This window comes from Thermus brockianus (assembly GCF_021462505.1).
GTDB classification, from domain to species: domain Bacteria; phylum Deinococcota; class Deinococci; order Deinococcales; family Thermaceae; genus Thermus; species Thermus hydrothermalis.
In genome coordinates this window covers 61,443-87,224 of record NZ_JAKEDV010000010.1, presented here as the reverse complement: position 1 = coordinate 87,224, position 25,782 = coordinate 61,443, and the positions used below count along the sequence as shown (strand labels likewise).

The window sequence follows — 25,782 nt, the reverse complement described above, 5'->3', positions numbered from 1 at the left end:
TGAGGTCGCTGGGGTAAGATCGTCTAGAGCTCATCCCTCAAGAATACCACCCTTTTACGACAGCCTCTAAGATGACCCTCACGGACGGGACGGTGCTTTATAGCCAGCTTGGGGACATCCGGGACGAGAAGGGCCAGCCCGTCTTCCTCACCAAGGACCCCGTGGTGCGGGCCGCCTGGAACTACCTCCTGATCCAAAACGACGGCTCCAAGGGCGTCCACAACCCCACCTACACCCGGGCCGTCCTTCTGGCCACGCTAAACGCCCTGCAGTAGGGGCGGCGCCAAAGCCCTGGGGGCAGGCCCCCCGGGGTTTTCCCGTACCATGGAGGCGTGAGCCGCACCTACCTCTACCGCGGGCGCATCCTGAACTTGGCCCTGGAAGGGCGCTACGAGATCGTGGAGCACAAACCGGCGGTGGCCGTAATCGCCCTCCGGGAGGGCAAGATGCTCTTTGTCCGCCAGATGCGTCCCGCCATAGGCCTTGCCCCCTTGGAGATCCCGGCGGGGCTCATTGAACCCGGGGAAGATCCCCTGGCGGCGGCCCAAAGGGAGCTCGCCGAGGAAACGGGGCTCACCGGGGACCTCACCCCCCTCTTTAGCTTCTACGTCTCCCCCGGTTTCACCGACGAGAAGACCTTCGTCTTCCTGGCGGAAAACCTGAGGGAAGCCCAGGCCACCCCCGACGAGGACGAGGCCATAGAGGTGGTCTGGCTAAACCCGGAGGAAGCCTTAGCCCTGCACCGCCGGGGCGGGGCGGAGTTTTCGGCCACGGGGCTCGTGGGAGTCCTCTACTACCATGCTTTTCTCCGAGGTCGCTGACGTCCCCAAAGGGCCTAAGGTGGTGGCCGTGGGCTCCTTTGACGGGGTGCACCTGGGCCACCAGTACCTCCTGCGCCAGGCCCTGGCCGAGGCCAAGGTGCTCAAGGCACCCCTCCTCGTCTACACCTTTGATCCCCCCACCAAGGTCTTCACCCGAGGGGAGGGGTTCCTCATGGACCTCACGGAGAAGGTAGAGGCCTTGCGGGAAGTGGGGGTGGAGCTCATCCTGGCGGTGCCCTTCAACGAGGCCTTTGCCAAAAGACCGGCGGAAGCCTTTCTGGAGGACCTAAAGGCCTTGGAGGCGGTTCGCATCCACGTGGGGGAAGACTTCCGCTTCGGGCAAGGAAGGGCGGGGGGAGTGGAGGAGCTTTCCCGGGTGGCCCCCACCCGGGTGGTCCCCCTCCTCACCCTGGGAGGGGAAGCGGTGAAGTCTAGCCGCATCCGCGCCCTCCTCCAGGAGGGGAAGGTGGAGGAGGCCCGCCACCTCCTGGGCCGCCCCTACGGGGCCTACGGGGTGGTGGTGGAGGGGGAGAAGCTTGGGCGGAGGCTCGGCTTCCCCACCGCCAACCTGGCGGTGCACCCCAAGAAGGTCCTGCCCCCCGGGGTGTACGCCGTGGAGGTGGAAGGAGGCTTCGGCCGCTACAAGGGGGTGGCCAACGTGGGCACCCGGCCCACCCTGGGAGGGGAAGAAAGGCGGCTTGAGGTCCACCTCCTGGGCTTCGCCGGGGAGCTTTACGGGGAGGAGGCCCGGGTGCGCTTCCTGAAGCGCCTCCGGGAGGAAAGGCGCTTTCCCAGCCTCGAGGCCCTAAGGGCGCAAATCCAGGCGGACGTCCAGGCAGCCCGGGCATACTTTGGCCTTTAGGGACACTTTTCTCCTCACACCGGCCGTAGGCTAAGGAGGTATGGATTGTGCCCGCCTGGCCGAAGCGCTCGCGGGAGCCAAAGGCCGGCAGGATGTCTTCCGCCGCGCCCTGGCCGCCTTGGAGGAGGCTGGGGTTATCCGCTGCGGCGAAGCCTATTGGGTAGGGGAAGGGCTTTCCCTTTTGCAAATGCAAGCCTGCCGCACCACCTGCCCCTTGGTCGTCCGTTCCCGCCCACTGGCGGAGGAGGCCTTAAGGCGAGGGGAAAAGGTGGAAAAGGATTCCTTCGTGGCCCTACCCGTGCACCAGGGGAAGAAGGTCCTGGCGGTCCTCGCCTTAAGCCTAGAACCCGGCCAACAGGTCCCGGAGGCCCTGCCTGCGCTCCTTCTCCTCGCCCTACGCCGCCCTTCGTTGGAGGTGGCGGGGCGGCTTCTGGCCGCCCAAGAGGAGGAGCGGCGGAGGGTAGGCCGGGAGCTTCACGATGGGGTGGGAAGCCTTCTCACCGCCGCTCTTCTCACCCTTAAGGTGGCGGAAAAGCGGCCGGAAAAGCTCCCCATGGCCCGGGCTCGGCTGGCGGAGGCCCTGGAGGAGGTTCGGCGGTTATCGCGAGAACTCCGCCTGCCCCTTCTGGATGACCTCGGGCTCAAGGAAACCCTGCAGCGCTATCTGGCGGATTACAGGAAAGGGGGCCTCGAGGTGGAAGCCCACTTGGACATACCTCCCCTCTCCAAGGAAAAGGAGATGGCCCTTTTCCGCGTGGTTCAAGAGGCCCTAACCAACGTGGTGCGCCATGCTCGGGCTACGCGGGTCCAGGTGGCGCTCTGGCAGAACGGGGACCGCTTATTCGGCGTGGTGGAGGACGACGGCCAGGGTTTTGACCCGAACCGCACCCCCCCTTCCGTGGGTCTATTGGGAATGCAGGAGCGGGTGCAGGCCCTCGGCGGTACCCTCCTCGTCCGGTCCGCCCCCGGGAAGGGAACGCGGGTGGAGTTTGGGGTGCCCCTATGAGGGTGGTCTTGGTGGAGGACCATCACCTGGTGCGCAAGGGGCTTCGCCTCCTGCTGGAGGAAGAAGGGCACGAGGTGACGGCGGAGTTCGCCAGCGCCGAGGAGGCTTTGAAGGCCTCCTGGGACGGGGACGTGGTCCTGCTGGATCTAAACCTCCCGGGCCTGGGAGGGCTGGAGGCCCTTCCGCGGCTGGCCCAAAGGGCCAAGGTTCTGGTGGTCTCCATGCACGACGAGCCCGCCTATGTGGCCCGGGCCTTCGCTTTAGGGGCCAAGGGCTACCTGCCCAAAGCGGCCTTGGACCAGGAGCTTTTGGAAGCGTTGGAGCGCCTGGAAAAGGGCCTCCGCTACCTCCACCCCAAACTCACCGAAGCGCTCTTGGAGGGCCAGCTTGAGCCTGGCCTCGAGGTCCTCTCGGAGCGGGAACGGGCGGTGGTGACCCTCTTGGCCCAGGGGCACACCCTTTCCCAGGCCGCCGAACGCCTGGGCGTTTCGGTGAAAACGGCCTCCACCTACAAGCAGCGGGCCCTGAACAAGCTGGGCCTGATGGACACCCCAGACCTGGTGCGCTGGGCCCGGAAGCAGGGGCTTATCTAGCCCCGGGACATATGCCTTAGGAGAGTTTCCGACGGAGGCGTCGGAAGCGCTCCGTCTTGTGAAAAGGAGTGCAAGCCCTAACCTCAGGCCAGGAGGTGAGGCATGGAACTCCTGGGCTGGGTCACGGCAAGCCTCTTCTCCCCCCCGGGAGAAGCCCTTTATCGGGAACTTCACGGTGCCACCCTACAAGACGCCTTGGAAGAGCTCGCTGGGCATCCCGTGACCTTGCCCCAGGTGCCCCTTAGCGAGCTGCAGGTGGCCTATACCCTTCTCTTCGTTACCCACCCCGAGGGCCTGCCCGCACCGCCTTACGCCAGCTACGCCCTGGACGGGGAGCTCTTCGGGCCCTCCTACCAACGCCTTTTAGAGATCTACCGAGAAGGGGGGTTGGAGGTCCAGGAAACCTGGCGCGACCTCCCCGACCACCTGGCAGCCCTAGGCGAGGCCATCGCCCTGCTCCACCCTAGGCGGCCCGACCTGGCCCGGCGCTTGGCCCAGGAGTTCCTCCGTCCTTGGCTCAAGCGCTTCGCCCCTGTGGTAAAGGCCAAAGACCCCACCGGCTTCTACGCCCAGCTCGTGGCCTGGCTAGAGGAGGTATTGGATGCAAAGACGGGAGTTCCTGAAGCTTAGCGCCTTGGGGGCAGGGGCTTTAGCCCTGAGGGGAAGCGGACCCGCTAAGGCCACCAAAGCCCCCTGGTACGCCAAGGAGGTCCGAAGCGTCTACCAAATCTGCGAGGGGTGCTTCTGGCGATGCGGCATCGTGGCCCACGCGGTGGGAAACCGCGTGTACAAGGTGGAGGGATACGAGGCGAACCCCAAAAGCCGGGGCCGGCTATGCCCTCGAGGCCAAGGCATGCCCCAAACCACCTACGACCCCGACCGGCTGAAGCGCCCCCTCATCCGGGTGGAAGGCTCCAGCCGCGGCGAGGGCAGGTACCGGGTAGCCACGTGGGAGGAGGCTTTGGACTACGTGGCCCAGAAAATGCTGGCCATCAAGGAGGCGTATGGCCCCGAAGCCATCGCTTTCTTCGGCCACGGAACCGGGGACACCTGGTTTGTGGACTACCTGCCCGCCGCCTGGGGCAGCCCCAACGCCGCCAAACCCTCCGTTTCCCTTTGCACCGCTCCCCGGGAGGTGGCCTCCCAGTGGGTTTTTGGCCGGCCCATCGGCGGCCACGAACCCGTGGACTGGGAAAACACCCGCTACATCGTTCTCGTGGGGCACCACATCGGTGAGGACACCCATAACACGCAGCTCCAGGACTTCGCCCAAGCCCTCAAGCGGGGCGCCAAGCTGGTGGTGGTGGACCCCCGGTTCTCCACCACCGCCGCTAAAGCCCACCGCTGGCTCCCCATCAAACCCGGCACCGACACCGCCTTGCTCCTTGCCTGGATCCACGTGCTCATCTACGAAGGGCTCTACGACCGGGAGTATGTAGAGAAGTACACCCTGGGCTTTGACGAGCTCAAAGCCCACGTGAAGGACCTTACCCCCGAGTGGGCGGAAAAATACACAGAAATCCCCGCCGAAACCATCCGCCAGGTGGCGCGGGAAATGGCCGCCCACAGGCCCCAGGCGGTGCTGCCCCCTACCCGGCACAACGTCTGGTACGGAAACGACACCTACCGGGTCATGGCCCTCCTTTACCTCAACGTCCTTCTGGGCAACTACGGGCGCCCCGGTGGCTTTTACATTGCCCAAAGTCCTTACCTAGAGAAGTATCCCACCCCTCCCTTGCCCCTGGAACCAGCGGCGGGGGGTTGCTCGGGGCCTTCCGGCGGGGACCACGAACCCGAAGGTTTCAAGCCCCGGGCGGACAAAGGGAAGTTTTTCGCCAATAGCACCGCCATCCAGGAACTTATAGAGCCCATGCTCACCGGAGAGCCCTATCCCATCAAGGGGCTCATCGCCTACGGCATCAACCTCTTCCACTCCATCCCCAACGTGCCTCGCACCAAGGAGGCGCTCAAGAAGCTAGACCTCTACGTGGCCATAGACGTCTTGCCGCAAGAGCACGTGATGTGGGCGGACGTCATCCTGCCGGAGGCCACCTACCTGGAGCGCTACGACGACCTGGTGGCTGTGGCCCACAAAACCCCCTTCCTGGAACTGAGGGTACCCGCCCATGAACCCCTCTTTGACACCAAGCCGGGCTGGTGGATCGCCAGGGAGCTGGGTCTGCGCCTGGGCCTGGAAGCCTACTTCCCCTGGAAGGACATTGAAGAATACCTGAACACCCGGCTTCAGAGCATCGGGCTGGACCTGGAGACCTTAAAGTCCATGGGCACCTTGATCCAGAAGGGCAAGCCCTGGCTGGAGGACTGGGAGAAGGAAGGCCGTCTCCCCTTCGGCACCACCTCGGGCAAGATTGAACTTTACTGCCAACGGTTCAAGGAGGCCGGCCACTCGCCCCTGCCCGTCTTCACCCCCCCTGAGGACCCCCCAGAAGGCTTCTACCGCCTCCTCTACGGCCGTAGCCCCGTCCACACCTTCGCTCGCACCCAAAACAACTGGGTTCTCATGGAAATGGACCCCGAGAACGAGGTTTGGATCCACAAGGAAGAAGCCCGGAAGCAGGGTTTGAAGGAAGGGGATTACGTATACCTGGAAAACCAGGACGGCGTACGGGAGGGGCCGGTGCGGGTCAAACCCACGGAAAGGATCCGCAGGGACTGCGTCTACCTGGTCCACGGCTTTGGCCACAAGGCCCCCTTGATGAAGGTGGCCCACGGCCGCGGCGCCTCGGACAACTACCTCCAGACCCGCTACACGCTAGACCCCATCTCGGGCGGGGCGGGCCTCCGGGTGAACTTCGTGCGCCTAGAGAAGGCCAATCCCCCCCAGCTTCCCGCCCTCTCTCGCCTGGCCAAGCGCCCCTTGGATGAAAGGAGGTTGTGATGCCCCGCTACGCCATGGCCATTGACCTATCCCTCTGCGTAGGCTGCGCCGCCTGCGCCGTGGCCTGCAAGATGGAAAACGAGGTGCCCCCAGGCGCTTTCAACCTTTGGATCCGGGAACGGGAGCTGGGCACCTTCCCCGACCTTACCGTGGAGTTTCGCCCCGAGCAGTGCCTGCACTGCGAAAACCCCCCGTGCGTGCCCGTTTGCCCCACGGGAGCCAGCTACCAGACCCCAGAGGGTTTGGTGCTCGTGGACCCCAAGAAGTGCATCGCCTGCGGGGCTTGTGTGGCCGCCTGCCCTTACGATGCCCGCTACCTCCACCCAGGGGGCTACGTCAGCAAGTGCACCTTCTGCGCCCACCGCCTAGCGCAAGGAAAGGTGCCGGCCTGCGTGGAAACCTGCCCCACCCTCTGCCGTACCTTCGGGGATTTGGATGACCCCAATAGCCCCGTTTCCCAAGCCTTGCGACAGGCCAACCGGGTGGATGTCCTTCGTCCCGAGATGCACACCAGGCCCAAGCTCTTCTACCTGAACGCCCCCTCCAAGAAGGGGCTTTCCAAGGAAAGCGAGGTGCGCCATGACTGAGTTTTATGGCCTCCCCAATGCCCAAGAATTCTGGCACTGGGCCAACGCCCTACACTTCGTGCTGGTGGGGCTGGCAGGAGGCATGGCTTTTCTAGCCGCCCTTTTGCACCTCAAGGCCAGCGAGGATGCCCGCCGCTACACCCTCTTCGCCTTGGGGCTCATCGCCTTGGACCTCTTCGTCCTCTGGGCAGAATCCCCCGCCCGTTTTCGCTTCACCCATGTCTGGCTTTTCCTTTCCTTCCACCCAGGAAGCCCCATCGGGTGGGGCGCTTGGAGCCTAGCCCTGGCCTTCGCCAGCGCCCTCCTCCTCTACCTGGGGAAAGGACCGAGGCGGTTCTTGGCCTGGGTCCTCCTCCTCTTGAGCCTGGTGGTCCTGGCCTACCCGGGGATGGCCCTGGCGGTCAACGCCAACCGCCCCCTCTGGAACGCCCTTTTGGCTGGGCTTTTCCCCGTCACCGCCCTAACGCTCGCCTTAGGTCTGGCCACGCTGCTCCAGAGCCCCTGGGCCCCTTACCCTTTTCGGCTCGTGGCGGGTCTATCCCTCTTCCTCGCCTTCCTTTACCCCCTCACCCTGTCCCCGGAGGCCCAGGCCCATTTCCTGGAGGAAGGTGGGGTCCTTTACGGCCTCCTCCTCTTGGTGGGGCTTGGGGCCTTCGCACGGGGAAACCTGGCTCCCTGGGCGGGGTTTTTGGCGGCCTCGGGGCTCCGGGCCCTCTGGGTCCTGGTAGGCCAGTGGCAAGGTCTTGGCCTATAGGGGGAAAACCCCTTTAGGAAAGGAGGTAAGCGATGAAAGGCATGAAGAAGCTCGCTTGGTTGGGAGTCCTTCTGGTTCTTCCGGTTCTGGCCCAGGCGACCACCACCACTTTCTCCGCCCTCACGGTGCGGGAGCTCGGGAACTTCCTGACCACGTTGCCCCAGGACTTCTACGGCATCCAGCCCGCCGCCGCCAAGCAGATGATGGACACCCTAGACGTCTTCATCCTGGACGTGCGGGAGCCGAGCGAGTTCAAGGACGGGCGCATTCCCGGGGCGGTGAACATCCCCATCCGCGACTTGCCCAAGCGGATAGGCGAGCTACCCAAGAATAAGCCCATCATCATCTACTGTGGGATCGGCCACCGGGGGGCCATGGGCCTCGTCCTCCTGCGGGGCCTAGGGTACAACGTGAAGAGCATCCTGGGCGGCTACAAGGCTTGGACCGGAGCCAACCTGCCTGTGGAGAAGTAGCGGCAGGACGTTTTGGGGCGGGGCTTTAGCCCCGCCCCCTTTTCACTCTTCCTCAAAGTAGGTGAGCTTGGGGTACTTGTTGGCCCTTAGCTCGTCCAGGCGGCGGACCGGGGTGGTGTAGGGGGCGTTTTCCAGCCACTCCTTGGGCTTTTGCAAAAGCTCCCCCAGGGCCTCGGCGAAGGCCTCGAGGGTCTCCTTGCTCTCCGTTTCCGTGGGCTCCACCATGAGGGCTTCCTTGACGATCAAGGGGAAGTAGACCGTGGGGGGGTGGAAGCCCAGCTCCAAAAGCCCCTTGGCCAGGTCCAAGGCCCTATACCCTTGGGGCGGCTGGGCCACGAACTCGTGCATGCAAGGCCCATCGTAAGGCACCCGGTAGCCCTTCTCCTTCAAAAGCTCCTTCAGGTAGCGGGCGTTGAGGACGGAAAGGGCCGCCGCCCGCTTGAGCCCGGGAAGCCCCAGGGTGCGGATGTAGGCCCAGGCCCGCACCAGGGCCAGGAAGTTCCCGTAGAAGCCCTTCACCCGCCCGATGCTCTTGGGCCGGTCAAAGTCCAGGTAGTAACCCTCCTCCCCCTTGGCCACCAGGGGCACGGGCAGGTAGGGGGCCAGGTGGGCCTTCACCCCCACGGGGCCCGAACCGGGGCCGCCCCCGCCGTGGGGCACGGTGAAGGTCTTGTGCAGGTTCAGGTGGACCACGTCAAAGCCCATGTCCCCGGGGCGGGCCCAGCCCATGATGGCGTTCAGGTTGGCCCCATCGTAGTAAAGCTGCGCCCCTGCCGCCTTGGCCAGGCGGGAGATCTCCAGGATGCGCCTCTCAAAAAGCCCCAGGGTGTTGGGGTTGGTGAGCATGATGGCGGCCACGTGGGGGCCGAGCTCCCGCTTGAGGGCCTCGAGGTCCACCTCCCCATCGGGCCCCGAGGGGACCTCCTTCACCTGGTAGCCCGCCATGCTGGCGGTGGCGGGGTTGGAGCCGTGGGCGGAGTCCGGCACCAGGACAAGCCGGCGCGTCCTCCCCTCCCCCCGGTCCTCGTGGTAGGCCCGGATGACCAAAATCCCCGTGAGCTCCCCGTGGGCCCCAGCGGCGGGCTGGAGGGTGATGGCGTCCATGCCCGTGAGGGCCTTCAGGTACTCCCCGAGCTCCCACATGAGGGCCAAGGCCCCCTGGGCCGTCCCGGGGTCCTGGTAGGGGTGGAGCTCGGCGAAAAGCCGCGCCGCCTCCTCGTGGAGCTTGGGGTTGTACTTCATGGTGCAGCTCCCCAAGGGGTAGAAGGTGGTGTCCACCCCCACCTGGCGGCGGGAAAGCCCCGTGTAGTGGCGCACCAGGGTGAGCTCGTCCACCTCGGGAAGCCTGGGCGGGGTCTCCCTCAGGAAGGCCTTGGGGATGAGGCTTTCCGCCTGGGGTGCTTCCTTTACGAGCTTCAGGCCGCGCCTTCCCTTGCGGCTCCGTTCAAAGATGAGGGGGTAGTTCACGCCAACACCTCCTTCAGGGCATCCCTCAGGGCCAAGAGGTCCTCCTCCTCGTGGAGCTCCGTGGCGGCGAAGAGGGCCAGGTTTTCCCCGTATTCCTCGGGCACGGGGGTGGCGGCGTGGAGGCTCCGGGCCGCCAGGGCCTTGCGCACCGCCTCTGGGGGCTTGGGAAGCCTGAGGGCGAACTCGTTGAAGAAAGGCGCCGGCGTGAAGGCCTCCACCCCCGGCACCTCCAGGAGGAGGTGGTAAAGCCGGTGGGCCAGGGCCACACCCCGGAGGGCCACCTCCTTAAGCCCCTCGGGCCCCAAGGCCGCCAGGTACATGGCCCCCATGAGGGCGGTGAGCTGGGCGTTGGTGGTGATGTTGCTTTTGGCTTTAGCCCGCCGGATGTACTGCTCCCGGGCCTGCAGAGTGAGGATGAAGCCCCGCCTGCCCTCGGCGTCCACCGTCTCCGAGACCAGGCGCCCCGGGAGCTGGCGCACGAAGGCCTTCTTGGTGGCCAGGTAGCCGAAGTGGGGGCCGCCGTAACCCATGGGCAGGCCCAGGCTCTGCCCATCCCCCACGGCGATGTCCGCCCCGTAGGCCCCCGGGGGCTTGAGGACCCCGAGGGAAAGGGGGTCGGCCACCGCCACGAAAAGGGCCCCCGCCCGGTGGGCCGCCTCCGCCAGGGGGGCGAGGTCCTCCAGAGCCCCCAGGTAGTTGGGGTTCTGCCCCACCACCGCCCCCACCCCCTCGGGCACCGGGACGGAAGGGGTGCGCCCCCCTTCCAGGGGAAGGACCTTTAGCTCCGCCCCCACCGCCTCCAGGTAGGCCTTGAGCACCGCCCGGTACTCGGGGTGGACCCCTTGGGAGACCAGGACCCCCATCCGGCCCGTTTCCCTCAGGGCCAGGAGAACCCCTTCCGCCAGGGCGGTGGCGCCGTCGTACATGGAGGCGTTGGCCACCTCGAGGCCCGTGAGCTCGGCGATCATGGTCTGGTACTCAAAGGTGGCCTGCAGGACCCCCTGGCTCACCTCGGGCTGGTAGGGGGTGTAGGCGGTGAGGAACTCCCCCCGGCCCGCCAGGGCCTGGACCACGGGGGGCACGTGGTGGCTCCGGATTCCCCCGCCCAGGAAGGCCTTGCGGGCGGGCTTGTTCCTCTCGGCGAGCCGCCTCAGCGCCTCCAAAACCGCCCACTCGGGCATGGGCTCGGGCAGGGCAATCTCGGGGTTGAGGATCTCCTCGGGCAGGTGGCGGAAGAGGTCCTCTAGCCTTTCCGCCCCCACCCGCTTCAGCATCTCCTGGATCTCCGCCTCGGTATGGGGCGCGTAGTCCATAGGTCCATCCTTAAACAAAACCCCCGGGCCATTTGACCCGGGGCCACAGAGGGACACGCCCCCCCGCCTAAACCCGTGCGGGGAAGGGCCGCCCTCGGGAAAACCATGCTAGGCCTCGCTCTCCAACGCTTCCTGGTAGCCGTCGGCGTCCAGAAGGTCGTCCAGGTCCCCCATGTCCAGGGGGCGGAGGCGGAAAATCCAGCCCTCCCCGTAAGGGTCTTGGTTGATGAGCTCCGGGGTCTTCTCCAGGGCCAGGTTCACCTCCACCACCTCCCCAGCCACAGGAGCGTAGATGTCGGAGGCGGTCTTCACGCTCTCCACCACCGCCACCGCCTCGCCCTTCTCCACCTTGCGCCCCACCTCGGGGAGCTCCACGTAGACCACGTCCCCCAAGGCGTCTTGGGCGTAGTCGGTGATGCCCACCAGCACCGTGTCCCCTTCGGGCAGGGCCCACTCGTGGGTCTTGGTGTAAAAGCGGTCCTTGGGTATGTCCATAGCGCCTCCTAACCCCCGCTATTTTAGCGGCACAAAGGGCAAGGGGCTAAGGGAAGCCTGTACCCGCCTTCCCCGTACCTCCACGGAGAAGGGGCCTTCCGCCCCCTCCTCCACGTAGGCCAGGGCGATGCCCTTTTCCAGAAGGGGGGAGTAGCCCCCGCTCGTCACCCGGCCCACCGGGGCTTCCCCGGAAAACACCCGGTAGCCTTCCCGGGGGATGCCGGTTTCCAACACCAGGCCCACGAGCCTTTCCCGGCAGGCCCCGGAAAGCATGGCCTCCTTGCCCAGGAAGTCCTTTTCCCGCTTCACCACCCAGGCCCAGGGGGTGCAGAGGGGGTTGGTGGTATCGGTGAGCTCGTGGCCGTAGAGGGGGAAGCCGGCCTCGAGGCGCAGGGTATCCCGGGCCCCAAGGCCACAGGGCTTCGCCCCCGCCTCCACCAGGGCCAGGAAGACCGCCTCGGCGTCCTCGGGGGCCAGGAAGAGCTCAAACCCGTCCTCCCCCGTGTACCCCGTGCGGGCAAGGAGGGCAGGGCGGCCCGCCACCTGGGCCTGGAAGACATCGTTCTTCTTGCGCCCCTTTAGGTCGGCGTCGGTAAGCCCCTGCAGGAGGCTTTCCGCCTTGGGGCCTTGGAGGGCGAGGAGGGCGGTGGCCTCGGAGCGGTCCAAAAGCTCCACCCGGAAGCCTTCTGCCAAGGCCTCGAGGTGGGCGAAGTCCTTGGCGATGTTGGCGGCGTTGACCACCATGAGGTACTCCGCCTCGCCCAGGCGGTAGAGGTAGATATCGTCCACCACCCCGCCCCTTTCGTTTGGGAGCATGGAGTACTGGGCCCTCCCCACCTTGAGCCGGGCGGCGTCGTTCGCCGTGGCCCACTGGAGGAAGGGGAGCGCCTCCTCCCCCCGCACCCAGAACTCCCCCATGTGGCTCACGTCAAACACGCCCGCTTCCCGCCTCACCGCCAGGTGCTCCTCCACGATGGAGGTGTACTGCAGGGGAAGGGCGTAGCCGGCAAAGGCCACCATGCGCCCGCCCAGGCGCAGGTGGGCCTCGTAAAGGGGGGTGCGCTTCATACCAAGGCTATGCTACCCCTAAAAGAGCTCGCGCCTCAGGGCCTCGGCGGAGTTGTCCTCCAAGACCTCCTCCCGCTTGGTGGCCCAGGCGGGGAAGGGGAAGCGCACCAAAAGGGGCACGGGGATCTCCGGCTGGTGGAGGATCACCCACCCCTGGGGCAGGATGAGGGCCCGTTGGCGGAAGGTGGTGGGGAGGTAGCGGTACTCGGGGCGCTCCGCCTCGGCGGCGTCCAGGCGGCCCACCACCCTTATGGCGGCGTTCCCCACCACCCGGCGCTCCACCTCGCTCGCCGTCTGCTCCGCCCCGATGAGGATGACGCCCAAGGAGCGGCCCCTTTCCGCGATGTCCAAAAGCACGTCCTTGATGGGGCCCTCCTCGTCCCGGGGGGCGTACTTGTTGAGCTCGTCCAAGACGATGAAGACCCGGCCCCGGTACTGCCCCCGCTCCTTGCGCTCAAAGACGTCCTTGAGGAGGCTTCCCACCACGAACATCTGCGCCTGGGGGGAGAGCTTGGCCAGGTCCACCACGTGGACCTGCTCGCCCTTCAGGGGGTCTGGGGGGTTTCCGGGGCGGTCGCCCCGGATGAGGTGGGCCACGTTCTCCACGCTGGCCCTAAGCCGCCTCACGAAGGCCTCGAGGGTGCCCCGGGCCTGCCTTGCGGTCCAGGACCTGTCCCCTTCCCCCTCCCCCGTTTCCGGGCCCAGGAGCTTGTACTCCAGGTAGCGCACCAGGTCGGCGAAGCTCCTTAGGGGCACTTTGCCCAGGGCGTCAAAGGCCTTCGCCTCGGGTAGCTCCTCCCGGGGCCAGTCGTCCACCAGGAGGTGGGGGCCCTTCTGCCCCTCGGCGAGGCGCCGGAGCTTTTCCGTGAGGTGCTGGACCAAAAAGCCCAGGTTGGTCATGAAGCCCCGGTCGGCGAAGAGGAAGGGGAGAAGCCCCCTTTGGCAGAACTGGACCAGGTCGTAGTGGTAGGCCCGCACTCCCTCGAGGCGGGTGTCCACGTCGGGCACGTACCCGTCCTTCTTGGGAGGGGCCAGGAAGGCCACGCTCCTAAAGGGCGTGGGGGGAAGGCCCAGGGCCTCGTACTCCGCCTTGGCCTCCTCCGTGAGGCGGGCGTTGGGCTTGTCCAGGAAGAAGAGGTCCTCCCCCTTCACGTTGAAAAGGAGGACCTTGGCCTGGTGGGCGTCCTCCAAGACCCCGCTTTCCAGGAGGCTCTTGAGGAGGAAGGTGGCGTAGCTGGTCTTGGCCGCCACCCCGCTGATGCCGGAGATGTTCACGTGCCCGCCCTTCACCCCGTTCAGAAACTCCAGGTTCAAATAGGCCACCTCCCCGTTCTTGAGGAGGCCGGCGGGGAGCTTGGTGGTCCCCTTTTGGTTCCGCATGCCCTCGTAGTAGAGGGCGAGCTCCAGGTCCTCCCCCTTCGCCAGGTAGACGGGGGAGCCGGGGTCGGGCGGGAAGAACTCCTCGGGGAGGATGCGGGTCACGCTCACGTGGGCCACGTAGGCCAGGCTCACGGGGATGTGCCCCTCCACCGCCAAGAAGGTGTCCGTATCGTAAGTTTCCCCCTCGTGCACCTTGGCCACGTGGTCCACCATGCCGAAGTAGCGCACCCTGCCCACCTTGGGGTGGAAGCCTTCCACCACCACCAGGTCGTCCAGTCTCAGGAGGCCCTCCCCCTCCACCCCCACCCAGAAGGCCAAGGGGGTGGCCTCCCGGCTACCCAAAACCACGCCCACCCGTTCCATCAACCACCTCCCAAGTACCGAGCCAAAAGCCGGGCCACCACCTCGCGGCTTCCCATCCTACGGCCCAACTCCCTTTCCAAGCCCCCCACGGGGGTGAGGTTCTGGGGCGCCCTGGGGTCCTTCACGGGGTGGGAGGCCAGGGCGGGGAAAAGGCTTAGGGAAAGCGCCGCAAGCCACCCATAGGGGCCATCCAAAGGGGTTTCCAGGCGCAAAAGCCCCGCCTCCGGGGGCCTCACCCCCTCCGGGGGCAGGGGCAGGCGCAGGTACCAGCTTGCAAGCTCCAACCCCTTGCGCCGGATGCGGAAAAGGGGGGTCCTCTCCCCGGGGGCGAGGGCCGCCAAGAGCGCCTCCTTTTCCGGGGGCAGGTAGCGGGCCCAATGGGTCTTGATGTAGCCCAGGATGGGCCCCACCCTCTTGAGGCGCACGGGGCCATCCACCACGAGAAGCCCCCCGGAAAGCTCCTGGGCCACCTCCGCCTCGAGGTTGGCCCTCGCCCGCCGCAAGCCCTCCTGGAGGGCGTAAACCCCTTCCCCCTCCGCCGGGAAAGGCTCGTAGCGGAGTTCCCCTACCCTCAGGGGCTCGGAAAGCCCCACCCCCACCCGGCGCACCCTGGGGGGCAGGAGGCGCATCCTCCCCCCCTCGTAGACCACGGCCCCCGCGGCCACGCACCCCAAAAGGGCAAGCCGCCTTCCCTCCGCCAAAAGCCCCTCCGCCCGCTCCTTGCCGTCCAGGAAGTAAAGGGGCTCGGGCCAAGGGAGGGCCTCCGCCCTCCTCGCCGCCCAGGGCTCCTCCAGGGGCCAGAACCCCTCGGGCTCCGGCCCTTCGGGCAAGAGGTCCTGGGCCTGGGGGAGCTCTAGGGCGTAAAGCCGCCAGGCCATGCCCCTAGATTACCGGGGCGGGGCGGTAGGGGAGGTACTTGGGCTCCCAGAAGCGGCTTTGCACGAAGGCGTAAAGCTCGGGGAAGGAAAGCCCCTGGATGCGCTCTTCCTCCGCCACGCCCTCCTCCAGGGCCTTCCGCATGACCCGGGCGGCCACGTAGGGGGAAACCTCCCTGAGGTGGCGCACCGGGGGGTAAAGGAGGTCGGGGAAGCGCTCTCGGGTGAACTCGTAGAGGGCGTAGGCGGCCTCGAGGACCATCCCGTCCGTCACCTCCCGGGCCCGGGCCAATACCGCCCCCAGGCCGAGCCCAGGGAAGATGAAGGCGTTGTTCCCCTGGCCCACGGGGATGGTCCGGCCCTTGTAGCCCACGGGGGGGAAGGGGCTACCCGCCGCCACCAGGGCCTGCCCTTCCGTCCAGTAGATGAGGTCGTCGGGCAGGGCCTCGCTGGCCGAGGTGGGGTTGGAAAGGGGGAAGATCACGGGCCTAGGGGTGTTTTCCAGCATGGCCCGCACCACGGGCTCGGTGAAGCTTCCCCCCTGGCCCGAAAGGCCGAGGAGCACCGTGGCCCGGGCGTTTTGGATAGTCTCCAAAAGGTTTGGGTACTCGCCGGAAAAACGCCAGTCCCGAAGGCGCTCCCGCTTCTGGGCGAAGGGCCGCTTGTAGGCCTCCATGTTCCGCCCCTCCACCAAAAGCCCCCGGGAGTCCAGGACCAAGACCCGGGCCTTGGCCTCCTCCTCGCTCAGGCCCTCCCGCTTCATCCCCTCCACCAAGGCCCAGGCCACGCCAACCCCCCCGGCCCCCGCCCCGTAGACCACCACCACCTGCTCGGAAAGCCGCTCCCCTTTGAGGCGGCAAGCGGAAAGCACCCCGGCCAGGGCCACGGCCCCCGTGCCCTGGATGTCGTCGTTGAAGGAGGGCACCACCTTGCGGTAGCGCTCCAGCACGGTAAAGGCCGCCTCCTTGGCGAAGTCCTCCCACTGGATGAGGGCCTTGGGGTAGCGCTTGCGCACCGCCTCCACGAAGCGGTCCAGGAACCGGTAGTAGGCCTCGCCCCTCAAGCGCTTGTGCCGCACCCCAAGGTAGAGGGGGTCGTTGAGGAGGTCCTCCCGGTCCGTGCCCACGTCCAACTCCACGGGCAGGGTCTTGTCGGGCCCCACCCCGCCCACGGCGGTGTACAGGGTGAGCTTGCCGATGGCGATGGCCATCCCCCCATACCCCTGGTCCCCGATGCCGAGGATGGCGGAGGAGTCCGTGGCCACGATGAGGCGCACCTCCTCTAGGGGGACATTCGCCAGGGCCTCCTCCACCCGGTCAATGTTTCGGGTGCTCACGGTGAAGCCCCGGGGGTAGCGGTAGATGTGGGAGAACTCCCGCACCGCCTCCCCCACCGTGGGGGTGTAGAGGATGGGGAGCATCTCCTCCAGGTGGTCCACCAAAAGGGCGTAGAAGAGGACCTCGTTGCGGTCTTGGAGGTGGCGGAGGTAGATGTGCTTGTCCAGGGGGGAGGCGATGAGGCGGTAGCGGCGGTAGACCCGTTCCTTCTGCTCCTCCAGGGTGTTCACGTGGGGAGGCAGGAGGCCTTCTAGGCCCAGAGCGCGCCTTTCCTCCTCGGTGAAGGCCGTGCCCTTGTTGAGGAGGGGAAGCCTTAGGAGGAGAAAACCCGTGACGTAAGGCTCCAGGTAACGTTCGCCCTTTTCGTCCCGCTTGACGTCGTAATAGCGGCTAACCGGCATGCCCCTATTTTTCCACCCCAGCCACGGACAATGGCCCCAAAGGGTGGGGAAGCCCCCCGCCCTCGAGGCCCTTCCTCAGACGTTGAAGCCGAACATGCGCATCATCCGCTTCCCCTCCTCCGTCATGCGCGCCGGGGTCCAAGGCGGGGTCCAGACGAACTCCACGTTCACCCCCTGGACCCCAGGTAGGCGCATGACCGCCATCTCCGCATCCGCCTTCACCACGTCCTGGGCGGGGCAGCCGATGGCGGTGAGGGTCATGGTGATGTCCACCATGCCGTTTTCGTGCACCTCCACGTCGTACACGAGGCCTAGGTCCACGATGTTCACCGGGATCTCCGGGTCGTAGACCACCTTGAGGGCCTCGAGGACCTCTTCCTTGGTAGGCAGCTTGGCCTCCGCTTCCATGCCCTTCAGTATACCCGGAAAACCCTATCCCCTTTTCCGGGGTTGTATAATGGCCCCGGTTGGGGAGTAGCCCCAAGCCGGTACCCCGTCAGGACGGGCCTTGGGCCCCGGGGGCCGGGGGCAGGAAGCCCGGGCAAGACCACCGCTCAAGCGGTGGTCTTTTCTTTGTGGAGGTAGGGAATGGAAGCGGGTGTCCTTTCGGTGATCCTCATCCTGGTGGCCCTGGAGGTGATCCTCTCCGCGGACAACGCCCTGATCCTCGGGGTCATCGTGCAGAAGCTTCCCGTGCACCTGAGGCGGAGGGCGCTCTTCTACGGCATCCTGGGCGCCTACGTGCTTAGGGGCCTTGCCCTCCTCTTCGCCGCCCTCGTCATCCAGCTCTGGTGGGTCCAGGTCCTGGGGGCGGCCTACCTCCTCTTTATCGCCCTCAGGCACTTCCTGAAGCCGGAGGAGGCCCACGCCCCGCCCCCTCTAGAGGTGAGCGCCGCCCAGTTCTGGAAGGTGGTGGCCCAGGTGGAGCTCATGGACCTGGCCTTCGCCGTGGACTCGGTCCTGGTGGCCGTGGCCCTTTCCGACAAGCTTTGGGTCATCTACACCGGGGTCTTCCTGGGCATCCTGGCCCTCAGGATGCTGGCAAGCCTGGTGGTCACCCTCCTGGACCGCTACCCCCGCTTCAAGCACCTGGCCTACGTGGTGGTGGGCCTCGCCGGGGTGAAGCTCCTTGTGGGCGGCTGGGACAAGCTCGCCAAGGAGGTCCTCCACCGGCCCGAGCTCGCCCTGGGCCTGGACAAGGAGGCCTTTAGCCTCCTCATCCTGGGGGTCCTCCTCCTGGGAAGCCTTTGGGCCCTGAGAAGGCCCAAGGAGCAAGCCGCCTAGGATGTGGGCCTACCTCGCCCCCGCCTTCGTCCTCTTCCTGGAAGTGGGGTTTCCTTTCGGCCTTTTCGTCCCCGGGGGGGACACCCTGCTCCTGGCCTTGGGGGCTCTGGCGGGGGAGGGGCGGCTTAGCCTCTTCCCCCTTCTCCCCCTTCTCTTCCTGGGAAGCTTCCTGGGGCATGGGGTGGGCTACGCCATCGGCCGGGCCCTGGGCAAGGAGGTGCGCAGGCGGCTACCCGAGGCGCTTCTTGCCCGCGCCGAAAAGGTCTTGATGCGCTTTGGCCCCACGACCCTCCTCCTCGCCCCCTTCCTCCCCGGGGTGCGCACAGCCCTCCCCCTCCTCCTCGGGGCCTTAGGCTTCCCCCTCGCCCTTTACCTGGTTCTTGCCGCCTTGGGAAGCCTCCTTTGGACCCAGGGGCTCGTCCTCTTCGCCTACTTCCTCGGCCAAAGGGTTTCCCCTTGGCTCCTTTGGCCCCTCCTTCTCCTCCTCGCCCTCCTCCCCCTCCTCCGGCGGCGCTAGACGTACTTCTCCCCCCGCACCACGAAGACGTTCTCCACGTAGGCGATCACGGCGTAGTGGGGGAAGTACGCCTCCTGCAGGCGCTCCAAGATCTTCAGGGCCACCTCCTCGGAAACGATGGTTTCCAGGCGGATGTTCTGCCCCTCCCAGTCCACGCTCCGCACCCCCCGGGAGCCCTCCCCCCGGGCGGGGACGATGGTGTAGCCCTTGGCCCCAAGCCGCTTGATCTCCTCCACCAGCTTCTTCTCCAAGAGGCTTTCCGCCACGATGGTCACCAGCTTCAAGGGCACCAGGTTCACGGCTCACCCCCCTATCGCCTTGGCCAGGGCGTGGTAGATGGGTATCCCCAAGACCAGGTTAAAGGGAAAGGTGACGGCCAGGCTCGCCCCCAGGTACAGGCTCGGGTTGGCCTCAGGCAAGGCGATGCGCACCGCCGCCGGGGCGGCGATGTAGCTGCTGCTGGCCGCCATGGCCCCAAGCACCATGGCCCCTCCCGGGGAAAGCCCCACCAGGTGGCCCAAATAGACCCCAAGGGCCCCGTGGAGGAGGGGGAGGAGCGTCCCGTAGAGGACCAGGCGGAAGCCCACCTGCCTCAGGACGGAAAGCCTCGAGGCCGCCACCATCCCCATGTCCAGGAGGAAGAGGGTGAGGGCCCCGTAGAAGGGGTCCACGAAGAAGGGCTTGACCCGCTCCATCCCCCTCTCCCCGGAGAGGGCCCCCACCACGAGCCCCCCAAGGAGGAGGACCACGCTCTTGCCCGTGAGGACCTCCCGCAGGGCCTCGTGCAGGTTCCCCCCTCCCCGCTTGCCCAAAAGGAGGGCCACCACGATCCCCGGCACCTCCAGGAGGGCCACCAGGGTGGGCAAGAACCCCTCGGGCCTTTCCCCCAGGGCCTGGGCGAAGGTGAGGGCGGCGAGGAAGGTCACGGCGGAAACCGAGCCGTAGTGGGCGGCCAAGGCGGAGGCGTCCACCCGGCTTACCCTGAGGGCCCTCCGGGCCAGGAAATAGCCCGTGAGGGGCCGCAAAAGCCCGAGGAGGAGGGTGGCCAAGGCGGGAAGAAGGACGACCAGGAAAGGCGTCTTGGAAAGCTCCACCCCGCCCTTAAAGCCGATGGCGAAGAGGAGGTAGATGGATAGCGCCGTGTACAGGGCCTCGGGGAAGGCCAGGTCGCTTTTCAAAAGCCTCGCCGCCACCCCCAGGAAGAAGGCCAGGACCATGGGGGAGAGGAGGTTGAGCCGCAGGATCTCTAGGGCGTCCATACCTCCAAGCTTTACTGCGGGAAGAAGGGCTTTTACAATCCGGTACGATGGCGCCTTTGGTAGGTCTCATCATGGGCTCCCGCTCGGACTGGGAAACCCTGCGCCACGCCGCGGAAACCCTGGACGCCTTGGGCGTCCCCTACGAGGTGCGGGTGGTTTCCGCCCACCGCACCCCTGACCTCATGGCCGCCTACGCCAAAAGCGCCGAGGAACGGGGCATCCAGGTGATCATCGCCGGGGCGGGGGGGGCGGCCCACCTCCCGGGCATGACCGCCGCCCACACCCCTTTGCCCGTCTTAGGGGTCCCCGTGGAAAGCCAGGCCCTCAAGGGGCTAGACTCGCTCCTTTCCATCGTGCAGATGCCCGCCGGCGTCCCCGTGGGCACCCTGGCCATCGGGAAAGCAGGGGCGGTGAACGCCGCCCTCCTCGCCGCCAGCATTATCGGCCTCAAGCACCCCGAGGTGATGGAGCGCCTCAAGGCCTACCGCAAGGCGCAGACGGAGGCCGTCCTGGCCCACCCCGACCCCCGGGAGGAAGCGTGAGGGTGGGCATCCTGGGCGGGGGGCAGCTTGGGCGGATGCTGGCCCTGGCGGGCTACCCCTTGGGGCTTTCCTTCCGCTTCCTGGACCCTTCCCCCGAGGCCTGCGCCGGGCAGGTGGGGGAGCTTTGCGTGGGGGCGTTCGCCGACCTCGAGGCCCTCTCCCGCTTCGCCCAGGGCCTAGACCTCGTCACCTACGAGTTTGAGAACGTCCCGGTGGAGGCGGCCAAGCGCCTCGCCGAAAGCCTTCCCGTCTTCCCCCCTCCCAAGGCCCTGGAGGTGGCCCAGGACCGGCTCGCCGAGAAGGCCTTCATGGCCGCCCTAGGGGTCCCCACCCCCCCTTTCCGCCCCGTGGACGGGGAAGGGGACCTGAGGGCGGCCCTGGAAGCGGTGGGCCTTCCCGCCCTCCTCAAGACCCGCCGCGGGGGCTACGACGGCAAGGGGCAGGCCCTGGTGCGGACGGAAGGCGAGGCCCTGAGCGCCCTTAAGGCCCTCGGGGGCCAGGGCCTCATCCTCGAGGGCTTCGTCCCCTTTGACCGGGAGGTTTCCCTCCTCGCCGTGCGGGGGCGGGACGGGGCCCTGGCCTTCTATCCCCTGGTGGAAAACCACCACCAAGGGGGGATCCTCCGCCTCTCCCTCGCCCCCGCCCCCGGGCTTACGGAAGCCCTGCAGAGGAAGGCGGAGGCCTACGCCAGGGAAGCCCTCCTGGCCCTGGACTACGTGGGCGTCCTGGCCCTGGAGCTTTTCCAGGTGGGGGAGGAACTCCTCTTCAACGAGATGGCTCCCCGGGTCCACAACTCCGGCCACTGGACCCTGGAGGGGGCGGAGACGAGCCAGTTTGAAAACCACCTGAGGGCCATCCTGGGCCTCCCCTTGGGGAGCACCGCCCCTAGGGGATTTAGCGCCATGGCGAACCTCATCGGCCTCAAGCCGGACTTCGCCCAGGCCCTGGCCCTGGAGGGCGCCCACCTCCACTGGTACGGCAAGGGGGTGCGCCCCGGGCGCAAGGTGGGCCACATCACCCTGAGGCGGGACACCTGGGAGGCGCTCCAAGGGGACCTGCCCCGGCTCCTCGCCCTGGCGGGAAGCCCCGGTATAATCGGGGGCAAAGGAGGCCAGGTATGGACCGGACCCAGCGCCTAAGGGAGGTTATCCGCGCGGCCAAGGCCCACCCCGTCTACCGGGAAAAGCTCAAGGACGTGGACCCGGAGGAGGTGTCCCCCGAGACCCTCTCCGCCCTGCCCCTCACCACCCGGGAGGAGTGGGTGGCCTACCTCAAGGAACACCCCACCCCCCCGGAAGGAGCGAGGCTCATGCACCTCACCCCAAGCCCCCTCATGGGCTGGATGCCGGAGTACCTCTCCGAGGAGGACCTCCGCTACCAGGCGGAGGCCTTGGCCCGCCACTACCGGCGGCTGGGCCTTGTGGGAAAGCGGGTCCTCGTGGCCTTCAGCTACCACGTCTTCGCCGGGGGGTGGCTCTTCCACGAGGCCTTGGTCCTGGCGGGGAACCTGGTCTTCCCCCACGGGCCCGGGGAGGCGGGGCGCATCGCCGAGCTGAGCCCCCAGTTTGACGTGCTGGTTACCAACCCTTCCTTCGCCCTTAAGGTGGCCCAGGCGGGGGGGCGGTTTGGCCTCCTTCTGGCGGGCGGGGAGCCCTTCACCTCGGTGCCCGGCTTCCGGGAAAAGGTGGAAGCCCTCCTGGGTGGGGTGGCCCTGGACGCCTACGGCACCAGCGAGCTCGGCATCGTGGCCGGGGAGAACCTGGCCAAGGACGGGCTTTGGGAGATCCCCGAGATGGCCGTCCTGGAGGTGCTAGACCCGGAAACCCTAAGGCCCGTGGCGCCCGGGGAAAAGGGGGAGCTCGTGGTCACCGCCCTAAGCCGCACCCTCATGCCCATGGTGCGCTTCCGCACCGGGGACCTGGCCATGGCCGAGCGCCGGGAAGGGCTTACCGTCCTCCCCCGTGGGGTCTTCGGCCGCACGGACCAGATGGTGAAGGTGAAGGGGGTAAAGCTCTACCCCACGGAGCTCGCCCCCCTCCTAGCGGGCTTCGGCCTGGACCCCAAGGGCTTCCAGGTGGTGGTGGAAAGGAAGCTGGAGGGCACGGACAAGCTGGTGCTCCGCCTGAAGGCGGACAAGGTGCCTCCTGGGCTTTACGAGGCCATCCAGAAGGCCACGGGGCTCAGGCTGGACGAGGTGGAACTCGTAAGCGAGCTGGAAGGGGGCCTCGTGGTGGACCGCCGCTTCTAGCTCGTTAATCTCTTCTCATAACCCCAGGGGTATACTTCCCCCAAAGCAACGGGGCCCTTGCGGTATAGTGAGGGCAAACCCTGTGCCTTGCGGAAGGAGGCGAGATGCGGTTTTTCGTGCTGGGGGATGTTTCCGTGGACCTGCTCTTTTTCGTGGAGCGCATACCGGAACCTGGGGAAGAGGTGCCCTCGAGGCGGGCCCTGATGAAGCCGGGGGGTGCAGGGGGCACCCTGGCGGCCCAGCTGGCGAGCCTCGGCCACCGGGTCCTGCTGGCCGGGCGGGTGGGCCAGGACCCCTTCGCCGAGCTCGCCCTTAGCCGGGTGCGGGAGGTGGGGGTGGACCTGAAGTACCTTCAGGAAGACCCCAACCACACCACGAGCTCCGTCCTCATCCTGGTGGTGCCCGGCGGGGAGCGGGCCATGGTGAGCGCGGAAGGGGCGAGCCGCTACCTGGATCCCGCCCTCTTCAAACCCCGCTACCTGGACGCCGTGGACGCCGTGGTCCTCTCCGCCTACGCCCTGGTGGGGGGGCCCACCCGGAGCTACGCCGTGGAGGTCCTCGAGGCGGCGAGGAAGCGGGAGCTTCCCGTCTTCGCCGACCTGGGCACGGGGGCGGTGCGGGCGGCGGGGGCGGAGCTTCTGAAGTACCTGCGGGGCGTGGCCTGGCTCCTTATGAACCAGACCGAACTCCTCGCCCTCACCGGCGCCTCCTCCCTCTCCGAAGGGGTGGCCCGGCTCCGGGCCGAGGGGTTTTCCCACCTGGCCATCAAGGTGGGGGCCATGGGCTCCATCGTGGTGACCCCGGAAGGGGAAGAGCTTCTAGAGCCCTTCCCCATTGAGGACATCGTGGACTCCACGGGGGCCGGGGACGCCTACACCGCCGCCTTCGCCCACGCCATCCTGGAAGGGAGAAGCCCGGTGGAGGCGGGAAGGCTCGCCAACCTGGCGGGGGCCTTGGCGGCCACGGGGCTTGGGGCCCAGGGCCGCCTCATCACCCTAGAGGACCTCAAAGTAGCGGCGGGCTAGCGCCAAAAAGGCCAGGCCCGCCCGGCCGCTCTTCTCCGGGTGGAACTGGGGGGCGAGGAGGTTGTCCTGGGCCAAAAGGGCGGTGAAGGGGGTCCCCTCGTACTCCCCCACCCCGAGGGCGTACGGGGTGAGGGGGCCATAGTAGGAGTTGGCGAAGTAGAAGTGGCGGCCCGTGAGGCTGGCAAAAAACCCTCGGAACTCCAGGGCGTTCCAGCCCATCTGGGGAATCCGTCCCCGGGGAAAGCGGCGCACGAGCCCCGGCACCCGCCCAAGCCCCTTCACCCCGGGGGCCTCCTCGCTCCCCTCGTAGAGGACCTGCATCCCCACGCAGATGCCCAGGAAAGGAAGCCCCTTTTCCAGGTGGGCCAGGACCCTTTCCAGGAAGCCGCTTCGGGCAAAGGCCTCCATCACCTGGCCGAAGTGGCCTTGGCCCGGGAGGACCAGAAGGTCCGCCTCCGGAAGGGCTTTGGGGTCAGCGGAGACCGCCACGGCGAAGCCCGAGGCCTCGAGGGCCTTGGCGGCGCTCCGGAGGTTCCCCGAGCCGTAGTCCATGAGGAGGGCCCGCACTAAAGCACCCCCTTGGTGCTGGGAAGCCCCTCCCCCGTGAGGCGGGTGGCCTTGTGAAGGGCCCGGGCCAAGGCCTTAAAGCTCGCCTCCAGCACGTGGTGGGCTTCCCGCCCCGCCAAAAGCCTCAGGTGGAGGGTGAGCCGCCCGTGGTTCACAAGCCCCCGCAGAAACTCCCGCAGGTGGTAGGGGTTCACCCCGCCCGCCTCCCCCACCACGGGCCACGCCTCGGGCCGGTACGCCAGGTGGGGGCGGCCCGAAAGGTCCACCACGCAGAGGACCAGGGTTTCGTCCATGGGGGCGAAGGCCTCCCCGTAGCGCTCTATACCCCTCCCCTCCCCCAAGGCCTCCTTCAGGGCCATGCCCAGGGTGATGCCCACGTCCTCCACCAGGTGGTGCACGTCCACCTCGAGGTCCCCCTTGGCCTCCACCTCCAGGAGGAAGCGCCCATGCCGCTGGAGCTGGAGGAGCATGTGGTCCAGAAAAGGGAGCCCCGTGGCCACCTTGCCCCCCACGGGGCCATCCAGGCCCAAGCGGAGGCGGACCCAGGTTTCCGCCGTGGCCCTCTCCACCAAGGCCTCACGCATACACCCCTCCAAAGGCCGCCCGCAAGAAGGCGTCCATCTCCTCCTTCCGCCCCACGGTGACCCGGATGCACCCCGCCAGGCCCGGATAATGGTCCTGCCGCCGCACCAAAACCCCTTGGGCGAGGAGGTGGCGGAAGGCCGCCTCGGCGTCCGGGGTCCGCACCAGGAGGAAGTTGGCGTGGCTCGGGTAGGGGTGCCAGGTGGGGTGGGCCTTTAGGGCAGCGTGGACCCGCTCCCTTTCCCGCACCACCTCCGCCACCACCTCCCCCACGTAGCCCGGGTTCTCCAAGACCACTTCCAGGACCGCCCCGGTGTGGGCGGGGAGGACGAAGGGAGGCAGGATCTCCCGCACCACCCCCGCCACCCGGGGGTGGGCCAGGAGGTACCCCGCCCGGACCCCCCCCAAGGAGAAGGCCTTGGAGAAGGTGCGGAGGAAAGCCACGTGGGGGTTATCCCTTCCCAAGGGGCTAAAGTCCGTGCCGGCGAACTCCCGGTAGGCCTCGTCCACCACGAGAAGCCCCCCCACAGCCCTCGCCCTTTCCGCCAAAGCCGCCACCGCCTCCCCGGGGAAAAGCGCCCCCGTGGGGGCGTGGGGGTTGGGGAGGAAGAAGACCCCGCCCCGAAAGGCGGCGAGAAGCTCCTCCAAGGGCAAGGAAAAACCCTCCCCCAAGGGCACCGCCCGGTAGGGGGTGCCCGCCACCCGGGCGGCGTGGGCGTAATGGGGGAAGGAAGGGGAAAGGTCCAAGACCTCCTCCGCCGCTAGGCTCAGGGCCAGGATGAGGAGGTTGGACCCGGGCGCAAGGACAATTCCCTCCTCCGGCCAGTCCAAGAGGGCGGCGAGCCGCCTTCTCAGGGTTTCGGCGTGGATCTCCGGGTAGCGGTTCCACGCTAGTCCCCTAAGCCGCTTAAGGGCCTCCTCCTTCAGGGCCTCGGGCAGGTCAAAGGGGCTTTCGTTTTGGTCCAGCTTTACCGGGGCCTCCTCCTTCTTGTAGGGGTAGGGGGTAAGGTCCCGGAGGTGCGCCTTGAAGGCCCGCATGCCCCGAGTATAGCGGTAGACTGGGG

At 67.2% G+C, this 25,782-nt stretch carries 29 protein-coding genes; 16 read left to right on the top strand and 13 right to left on the bottom strand.

Annotated features, from left to right (window positions below; genetic code table 11):
- Positions 1–71: 71 nt before the first annotated feature.
- The 10 genes from LXN00_RS11395 to LXN00_RS11350 all read left to right on the top strand — a co-directional run bounded on the left by LXN00_RS11395 (position 72) and on the right by LXN00_RS11350 (position 7,995).
- Complete coding sequence (locus LXN00_RS11395) at positions 72–275, top strand: hypothetical protein (RefSeq protein WP_234508309.1); 204 nt, start codon at positions 72–74, stop codon at positions 273–275.
- Between the two features lie 57 nt (positions 276–332).
- On the top strand, positions 333–821 hold the full coding sequence (locus LXN00_RS11390; RefSeq protein ID WP_234508308.1) for an NUDIX hydrolase: 489 nt from the start codon (positions 333–335) through the stop codon (positions 819–821).
- Complete coding sequence (ribF, locus tag LXN00_RS11385; RefSeq protein ID WP_234508306.1) at positions 799–1,683, top strand: riboflavin biosynthesis protein RibF; 885 nt, start codon at positions 799–801, stop codon at positions 1,681–1,683. The genes LXN00_RS11390 and ribF overlap by 23 nt, the downstream gene beginning before the upstream one ends.
- Before the next feature lie 40 nt (positions 1,684–1,723).
- Positions 1,724–2,689 carry a sensor histidine kinase gene (locus LXN00_RS11380; protein WP_234508304.1) on the top strand — a complete coding sequence of 322 codons (966 nt, stop codon included), beginning with the start codon at positions 1,724–1,726 and terminating at the stop codon, positions 2,687–2,689.
- Positions 2,686–3,282, top strand: coding sequence for a response regulator transcription factor (locus LXN00_RS11375; RefSeq protein ID WP_071677453.1), 597 nt, complete (start codon positions 2,686–2,688; stop codon positions 3,280–3,282). Before LXN00_RS11380 ends, LXN00_RS11375 begins: the two co-directional genes overlap by 4 nt.
- A gap of 102 nt (positions 3,283–3,384) precedes the next feature.
- Entirely contained in the window at positions 3,385–3,912 is a 528-nt protein-coding gene (locus tag LXN00_RS11370) for a TorD/DmsD family molecular chaperone (RefSeq protein WP_071677452.1), read from the top strand.
- Positions 3,884–6,181, top strand: coding sequence for a molybdopterin-dependent oxidoreductase (locus LXN00_RS11365; protein WP_071677451.1), 2,298 nt, complete (start codon positions 3,884–3,886; stop codon positions 6,179–6,181). The genes LXN00_RS11370 and LXN00_RS11365 overlap by 29 nt, the downstream gene beginning before the upstream one ends.
- On the top strand, positions 6,181–6,768 hold the full coding sequence (locus LXN00_RS11360; protein WP_071677450.1) for a 4Fe-4S dicluster domain-containing protein: 588 nt from the start codon (positions 6,181–6,183) through the stop codon (positions 6,766–6,768). Before LXN00_RS11365 ends, LXN00_RS11360 begins: the two co-directional genes overlap by 1 nt.
- Positions 6,761–7,522 (top strand): hypothetical protein, encoded by a 762-nt coding sequence (locus LXN00_RS11355; protein ID WP_071677449.1) that lies wholly within the window; start codon positions 6,761–6,763, stop codon positions 7,520–7,522. The genes LXN00_RS11360 and LXN00_RS11355 overlap by 8 nt, the downstream gene beginning before the upstream one ends.
- Before the next feature lie 32 nt (positions 7,523–7,554).
- Positions 7,555–7,995 (top strand): rhodanese-like domain-containing protein, encoded by a 441-nt coding sequence (locus tag LXN00_RS11350; protein ID WP_071677448.1) that lies wholly within the window; start codon positions 7,555–7,557, stop codon positions 7,993–7,995.
- A gap of 42 nt (positions 7,996–8,037) precedes the next feature.
- Here the strand turns inward: LXN00_RS11350 and gcvPB are convergent, their stop codons facing one another.
- The 8 genes from gcvPB to LXN00_RS11310 form a co-directional block, all read right to left on the bottom strand.
- Positions 8,038–9,462, bottom strand: a complete 1,425-nt coding sequence (gene gcvPB / locus LXN00_RS11345) for an aminomethyl-transferring glycine dehydrogenase subunit GcvPB (RefSeq protein WP_071677447.1) — start codon at positions 9,460–9,462, stop codon at positions 8,038–8,040.
- Positions 9,459–10,775: an aminomethyl-transferring glycine dehydrogenase subunit GcvPA gene (gene gcvPA, locus LXN00_RS11340; RefSeq protein WP_071677446.1), complete on the bottom strand. Its 1,317-nt coding sequence runs from the start codon at positions 10,773–10,775 to the stop codon at positions 9,459–9,461. Before gcvPA ends, gcvPB begins: the two co-directional genes overlap by 4 nt.
- A 108-nt stretch (positions 10,776–10,883) precedes the next feature.
- Positions 10,884–11,270 (bottom strand): glycine cleavage system protein GcvH, encoded by a 387-nt coding sequence (gcvH, locus tag LXN00_RS11335; protein ID WP_071677445.1) that lies wholly within the window; start codon positions 11,268–11,270, stop codon positions 10,884–10,886.
- Between the two features lie 18 nt (positions 11,271–11,288).
- Positions 11,289–12,338, bottom strand: a complete 1,050-nt coding sequence (gcvT, locus tag LXN00_RS11330) for a glycine cleavage system aminomethyltransferase GcvT (RefSeq protein WP_234508302.1) — start codon at positions 12,336–12,338, stop codon at positions 11,289–11,291.
- Between the two features lie 18 nt (positions 12,339–12,356).
- Positions 12,357–14,081 (bottom strand): ATP-binding protein, encoded by a 1,725-nt coding sequence (locus LXN00_RS11325; protein WP_234508299.1) that lies wholly within the window; start codon positions 14,079–14,081, stop codon positions 12,357–12,359.
- Complete coding sequence (locus tag LXN00_RS11320) at positions 14,081–14,959, bottom strand: DNA double-strand break repair nuclease NurA (RefSeq protein ID WP_234508297.1); 879 nt, start codon at positions 14,957–14,959, stop codon at positions 14,081–14,083. The genes LXN00_RS11325 and LXN00_RS11320 overlap by 1 nt, the downstream gene beginning before the upstream one ends.
- Before the next feature lie 4 nt (positions 14,960–14,963).
- A complete protein-coding gene (locus LXN00_RS11315; RefSeq protein ID WP_234508295.1) occupies positions 14,964–16,694 on the bottom strand; it encodes an NAD-dependent malic enzyme in 1,731 nt (576 codons plus the stop codon).
- 75 nt (positions 16,695–16,769) lie between these two features.
- Positions 16,770–17,102 carry a metal-sulfur cluster assembly factor gene (locus tag LXN00_RS11310; protein ID WP_234508294.1) on the bottom strand — a complete coding sequence of 111 codons (333 nt, stop codon included), beginning with the start codon at positions 17,100–17,102 and terminating at the stop codon, positions 16,770–16,772.
- Positions 17,103–17,282: 180 nt separating this feature from the next.
- Between LXN00_RS11310 and LXN00_RS11305 the strand changes: the two genes are divergently transcribed.
- Together LXN00_RS11305 and LXN00_RS11300 are read left to right on the top strand one after the other, a co-directional pair.
- Positions 17,283–17,978, top strand: a complete 696-nt coding sequence (locus LXN00_RS11305; protein WP_234508292.1) for a TerC family protein — start codon at positions 17,283–17,285, stop codon at positions 17,976–17,978.
- Position 17,979: 1 nt separating this feature from the next.
- On the top strand, positions 17,980–18,495 hold the full coding sequence (locus LXN00_RS11300; RefSeq protein ID WP_234508290.1) for a DedA family protein: 516 nt from the start codon (positions 17,980–17,982) through the stop codon (positions 18,493–18,495).
- Here the strand turns inward: LXN00_RS11300 and LXN00_RS11295 are convergent.
- Both LXN00_RS11295 and LXN00_RS11290 read right to left on the bottom strand, forming a co-directional pair.
- A complete protein-coding gene (locus LXN00_RS11295) occupies positions 18,492–18,794 on the bottom strand; it encodes a P-II family nitrogen regulator (protein WP_234508288.1) in 303 nt (100 codons plus the stop codon). The two genes, LXN00_RS11300 and LXN00_RS11295, sit on opposite strands and share 4 nt — an antisense overlap.
- A gap of 3 nt (positions 18,795–18,797) precedes the next feature.
- Entirely contained in the window at positions 18,798–19,754 is a 957-nt protein-coding gene (locus LXN00_RS11290) for a sodium-dependent bicarbonate transport family permease (protein ID WP_234508286.1), read from the bottom strand.
- Positions 19,755–19,801: 47 nt separating this feature from the next.
- Here LXN00_RS11290 and purE point away from each other — a divergent pair, with 47 nt between their 5' ends.
- The 4 genes from purE (at position 19,802) to LXN00_RS11270 (ending at position 23,569) form a co-directional block, all read left to right on the top strand.
- A complete protein-coding gene (gene purE / locus LXN00_RS11285; protein ID WP_234508285.1) occupies positions 19,802–20,296 on the top strand; it encodes a 5-(carboxyamino)imidazole ribonucleotide mutase in 495 nt (164 codons plus the stop codon).
- Entirely contained in the window at positions 20,293–21,435 is a 1,143-nt protein-coding gene (locus LXN00_RS11280; RefSeq protein WP_234508282.1) for a 5-(carboxyamino)imidazole ribonucleotide synthase, read from the top strand. The genes purE and LXN00_RS11280 overlap by 4 nt, the downstream gene beginning before the upstream one ends.
- Positions 21,414–22,544: a phenylacetate--CoA ligase family protein gene (locus LXN00_RS11275; protein WP_234508280.1), complete on the top strand. Its 1,131-nt coding sequence runs from the start codon at positions 21,414–21,416 to the stop codon at positions 22,542–22,544. Before LXN00_RS11280 ends, LXN00_RS11275 begins: the two co-directional genes overlap by 22 nt.
- A gap of 104 nt (positions 22,545–22,648) precedes the next feature.
- Positions 22,649–23,569 (top strand): carbohydrate kinase family protein, encoded by a 921-nt coding sequence (locus tag LXN00_RS11270; protein ID WP_234508278.1) that lies wholly within the window; start codon positions 22,649–22,651, stop codon positions 23,567–23,569.
- Here LXN00_RS11270 and hisH read toward each other — a convergent pair.
- From hisH to LXN00_RS11255, 3 genes are read right to left on the bottom strand one after another with little or no spacing between them, the layout of a single operon-like run.
- Entirely contained in the window at positions 23,540–24,136 is a 597-nt protein-coding gene (gene hisH / locus LXN00_RS11265) for an imidazole glycerol phosphate synthase subunit HisH (RefSeq protein ID WP_234508277.1), read from the bottom strand. The genes LXN00_RS11270 and hisH overlap by 30 nt on opposite strands.
- Complete coding sequence (gene hisB / locus LXN00_RS11260; RefSeq protein ID WP_234508275.1) at positions 24,136–24,720, bottom strand: imidazoleglycerol-phosphate dehydratase HisB; 585 nt, start codon at positions 24,718–24,720, stop codon at positions 24,136–24,138. Before hisB ends, hisH begins: the two co-directional genes overlap by 1 nt.
- Positions 24,713–25,756, bottom strand: a complete 1,044-nt coding sequence (locus LXN00_RS11255) for a pyridoxal phosphate-dependent aminotransferase (RefSeq protein WP_234508273.1) — start codon at positions 25,754–25,756, stop codon at positions 24,713–24,715. The genes hisB and LXN00_RS11255 overlap by 8 nt, the downstream gene beginning before the upstream one ends.
- Positions 25,757–25,782 lie beyond the last annotated feature (26 nt).

Bases quoted from the DNA above. Each gene is read 5' to 3' on its own strand.
- LXN00_RS11395 (WP_234508309.1), top strand. From the start codon at position 72: ATGACCCTCACGGACGGGACGGTGCTTTATAGCCAGCTTGGGGACATC.
- ribF (WP_234508306.1), top strand. From the start codon at position 799: ATGCTTTTCTCCGAGGTCGCTGACGTCCCCAAAGGGCCTAAGGTGGTG.
- LXN00_RS11380 (WP_234508304.1), top strand. From the start codon at position 1,724: ATGGATTGTGCCCGCCTGGCCGAAGCGCTCGCGGGAGCCAAAGGCCGG.
- LXN00_RS11375 (WP_071677453.1), top strand. From the start codon at position 2,686: ATGAGGGTGGTCTTGGTGGAGGACCATCACCTGGTGCGCAAGGGGCTT.
- LXN00_RS11370 (WP_071677452.1), top strand. From the start codon at position 3,385: ATGGAACTCCTGGGCTGGGTCACGGCAAGCCTCTTCTCCCCCCCGGGA.
- LXN00_RS11365 (WP_071677451.1), top strand. From the start codon at position 3,884: ATGCAAAGACGGGAGTTCCTGAAGCTTAGCGCCTTGGGGGCAGGGGCT.
- LXN00_RS11360 (WP_071677450.1), top strand. From the start codon at position 6,181: ATGCCCCGCTACGCCATGGCCATTGACCTATCCCTCTGCGTAGGCTGC.
- LXN00_RS11355 (WP_071677449.1), top strand. From the start codon at position 6,761: ATGACTGAGTTTTATGGCCTCCCCAATGCCCAAGAATTCTGGCACTGG.
- LXN00_RS11350 (WP_071677448.1), top strand. From the start codon at position 7,555: ATGAAAGGCATGAAGAAGCTCGCTTGGTTGGGAGTCCTTCTGGTTCTT.
- gcvPA (WP_071677446.1), bottom strand. From the start codon at position 10,775: ATGGACTACGCGCCCCATACCGAGGCGGAGATCCAGGAGATGCTGAAG.
- gcvH (WP_071677445.1), bottom strand. From the start codon at position 11,270: ATGGACATACCCAAGGACCGCTTTTACACCAAGACCCACGAGTGGGCC.
- gcvT (WP_234508302.1), bottom strand. From the start codon at position 12,338: ATGAAGCGCACCCCCCTTTACGAGGCCCACCTGCGCCTGGGCGGGCGC.
- LXN00_RS11325 (WP_234508299.1), bottom strand. From the start codon at position 14,081: ATGGAACGGGTGGGCGTGGTTTTGGGTAGCCGGGAGGCCACCCCCTTG.
- LXN00_RS11320 (WP_234508297.1), bottom strand. From the start codon at position 14,959: ATGGCCTGGCGGCTTTACGCCCTAGAGCTCCCCCAGGCCCAGGACCTC.
- LXN00_RS11315 (WP_234508295.1), bottom strand. From the start codon at position 16,694: ATGCCGGTTAGCCGCTATTACGACGTCAAGCGGGACGAAAAGGGCGAA.
- LXN00_RS11310 (WP_234508294.1), bottom strand. From the start codon at position 17,102: ATGGAAGCGGAGGCCAAGCTGCCTACCAAGGAAGAGGTCCTCGAGGCC.
- LXN00_RS11305 (WP_234508292.1), top strand. From the start codon at position 17,283: ATGGAAGCGGGTGTCCTTTCGGTGATCCTCATCCTGGTGGCCCTGGAG.
- LXN00_RS11300 (WP_234508290.1), top strand. From the start codon at position 17,980: ATGTGGGCCTACCTCGCCCCCGCCTTCGTCCTCTTCCTGGAAGTGGGG.
- LXN00_RS11290 (WP_234508286.1), bottom strand. From the start codon at position 19,754: ATGGACGCCCTAGAGATCCTGCGGCTCAACCTCCTCTCCCCCATGGTC.
- purE (WP_234508285.1), top strand. From the start codon at position 19,802: ATGGCGCCTTTGGTAGGTCTCATCATGGGCTCCCGCTCGGACTGGGAA.
- LXN00_RS11275 (WP_234508280.1), top strand. From the start codon at position 21,414: ATGGACCGGACCCAGCGCCTAAGGGAGGTTATCCGCGCGGCCAAGGCC.
- LXN00_RS11270 (WP_234508278.1), top strand. From the start codon at position 22,649: ATGCGGTTTTTCGTGCTGGGGGATGTTTCCGTGGACCTGCTCTTTTTC.
- hisB (WP_234508275.1), bottom strand. From the start codon at position 24,720: ATGCGTGAGGCCTTGGTGGAGAGGGCCACGGCGGAAACCTGGGTCCGC.
- LXN00_RS11255 (WP_234508273.1), bottom strand. From the start codon at position 25,756: ATGCGGGCCTTCAAGGCGCACCTCCGGGACCTTACCCCCTACCCCTAC.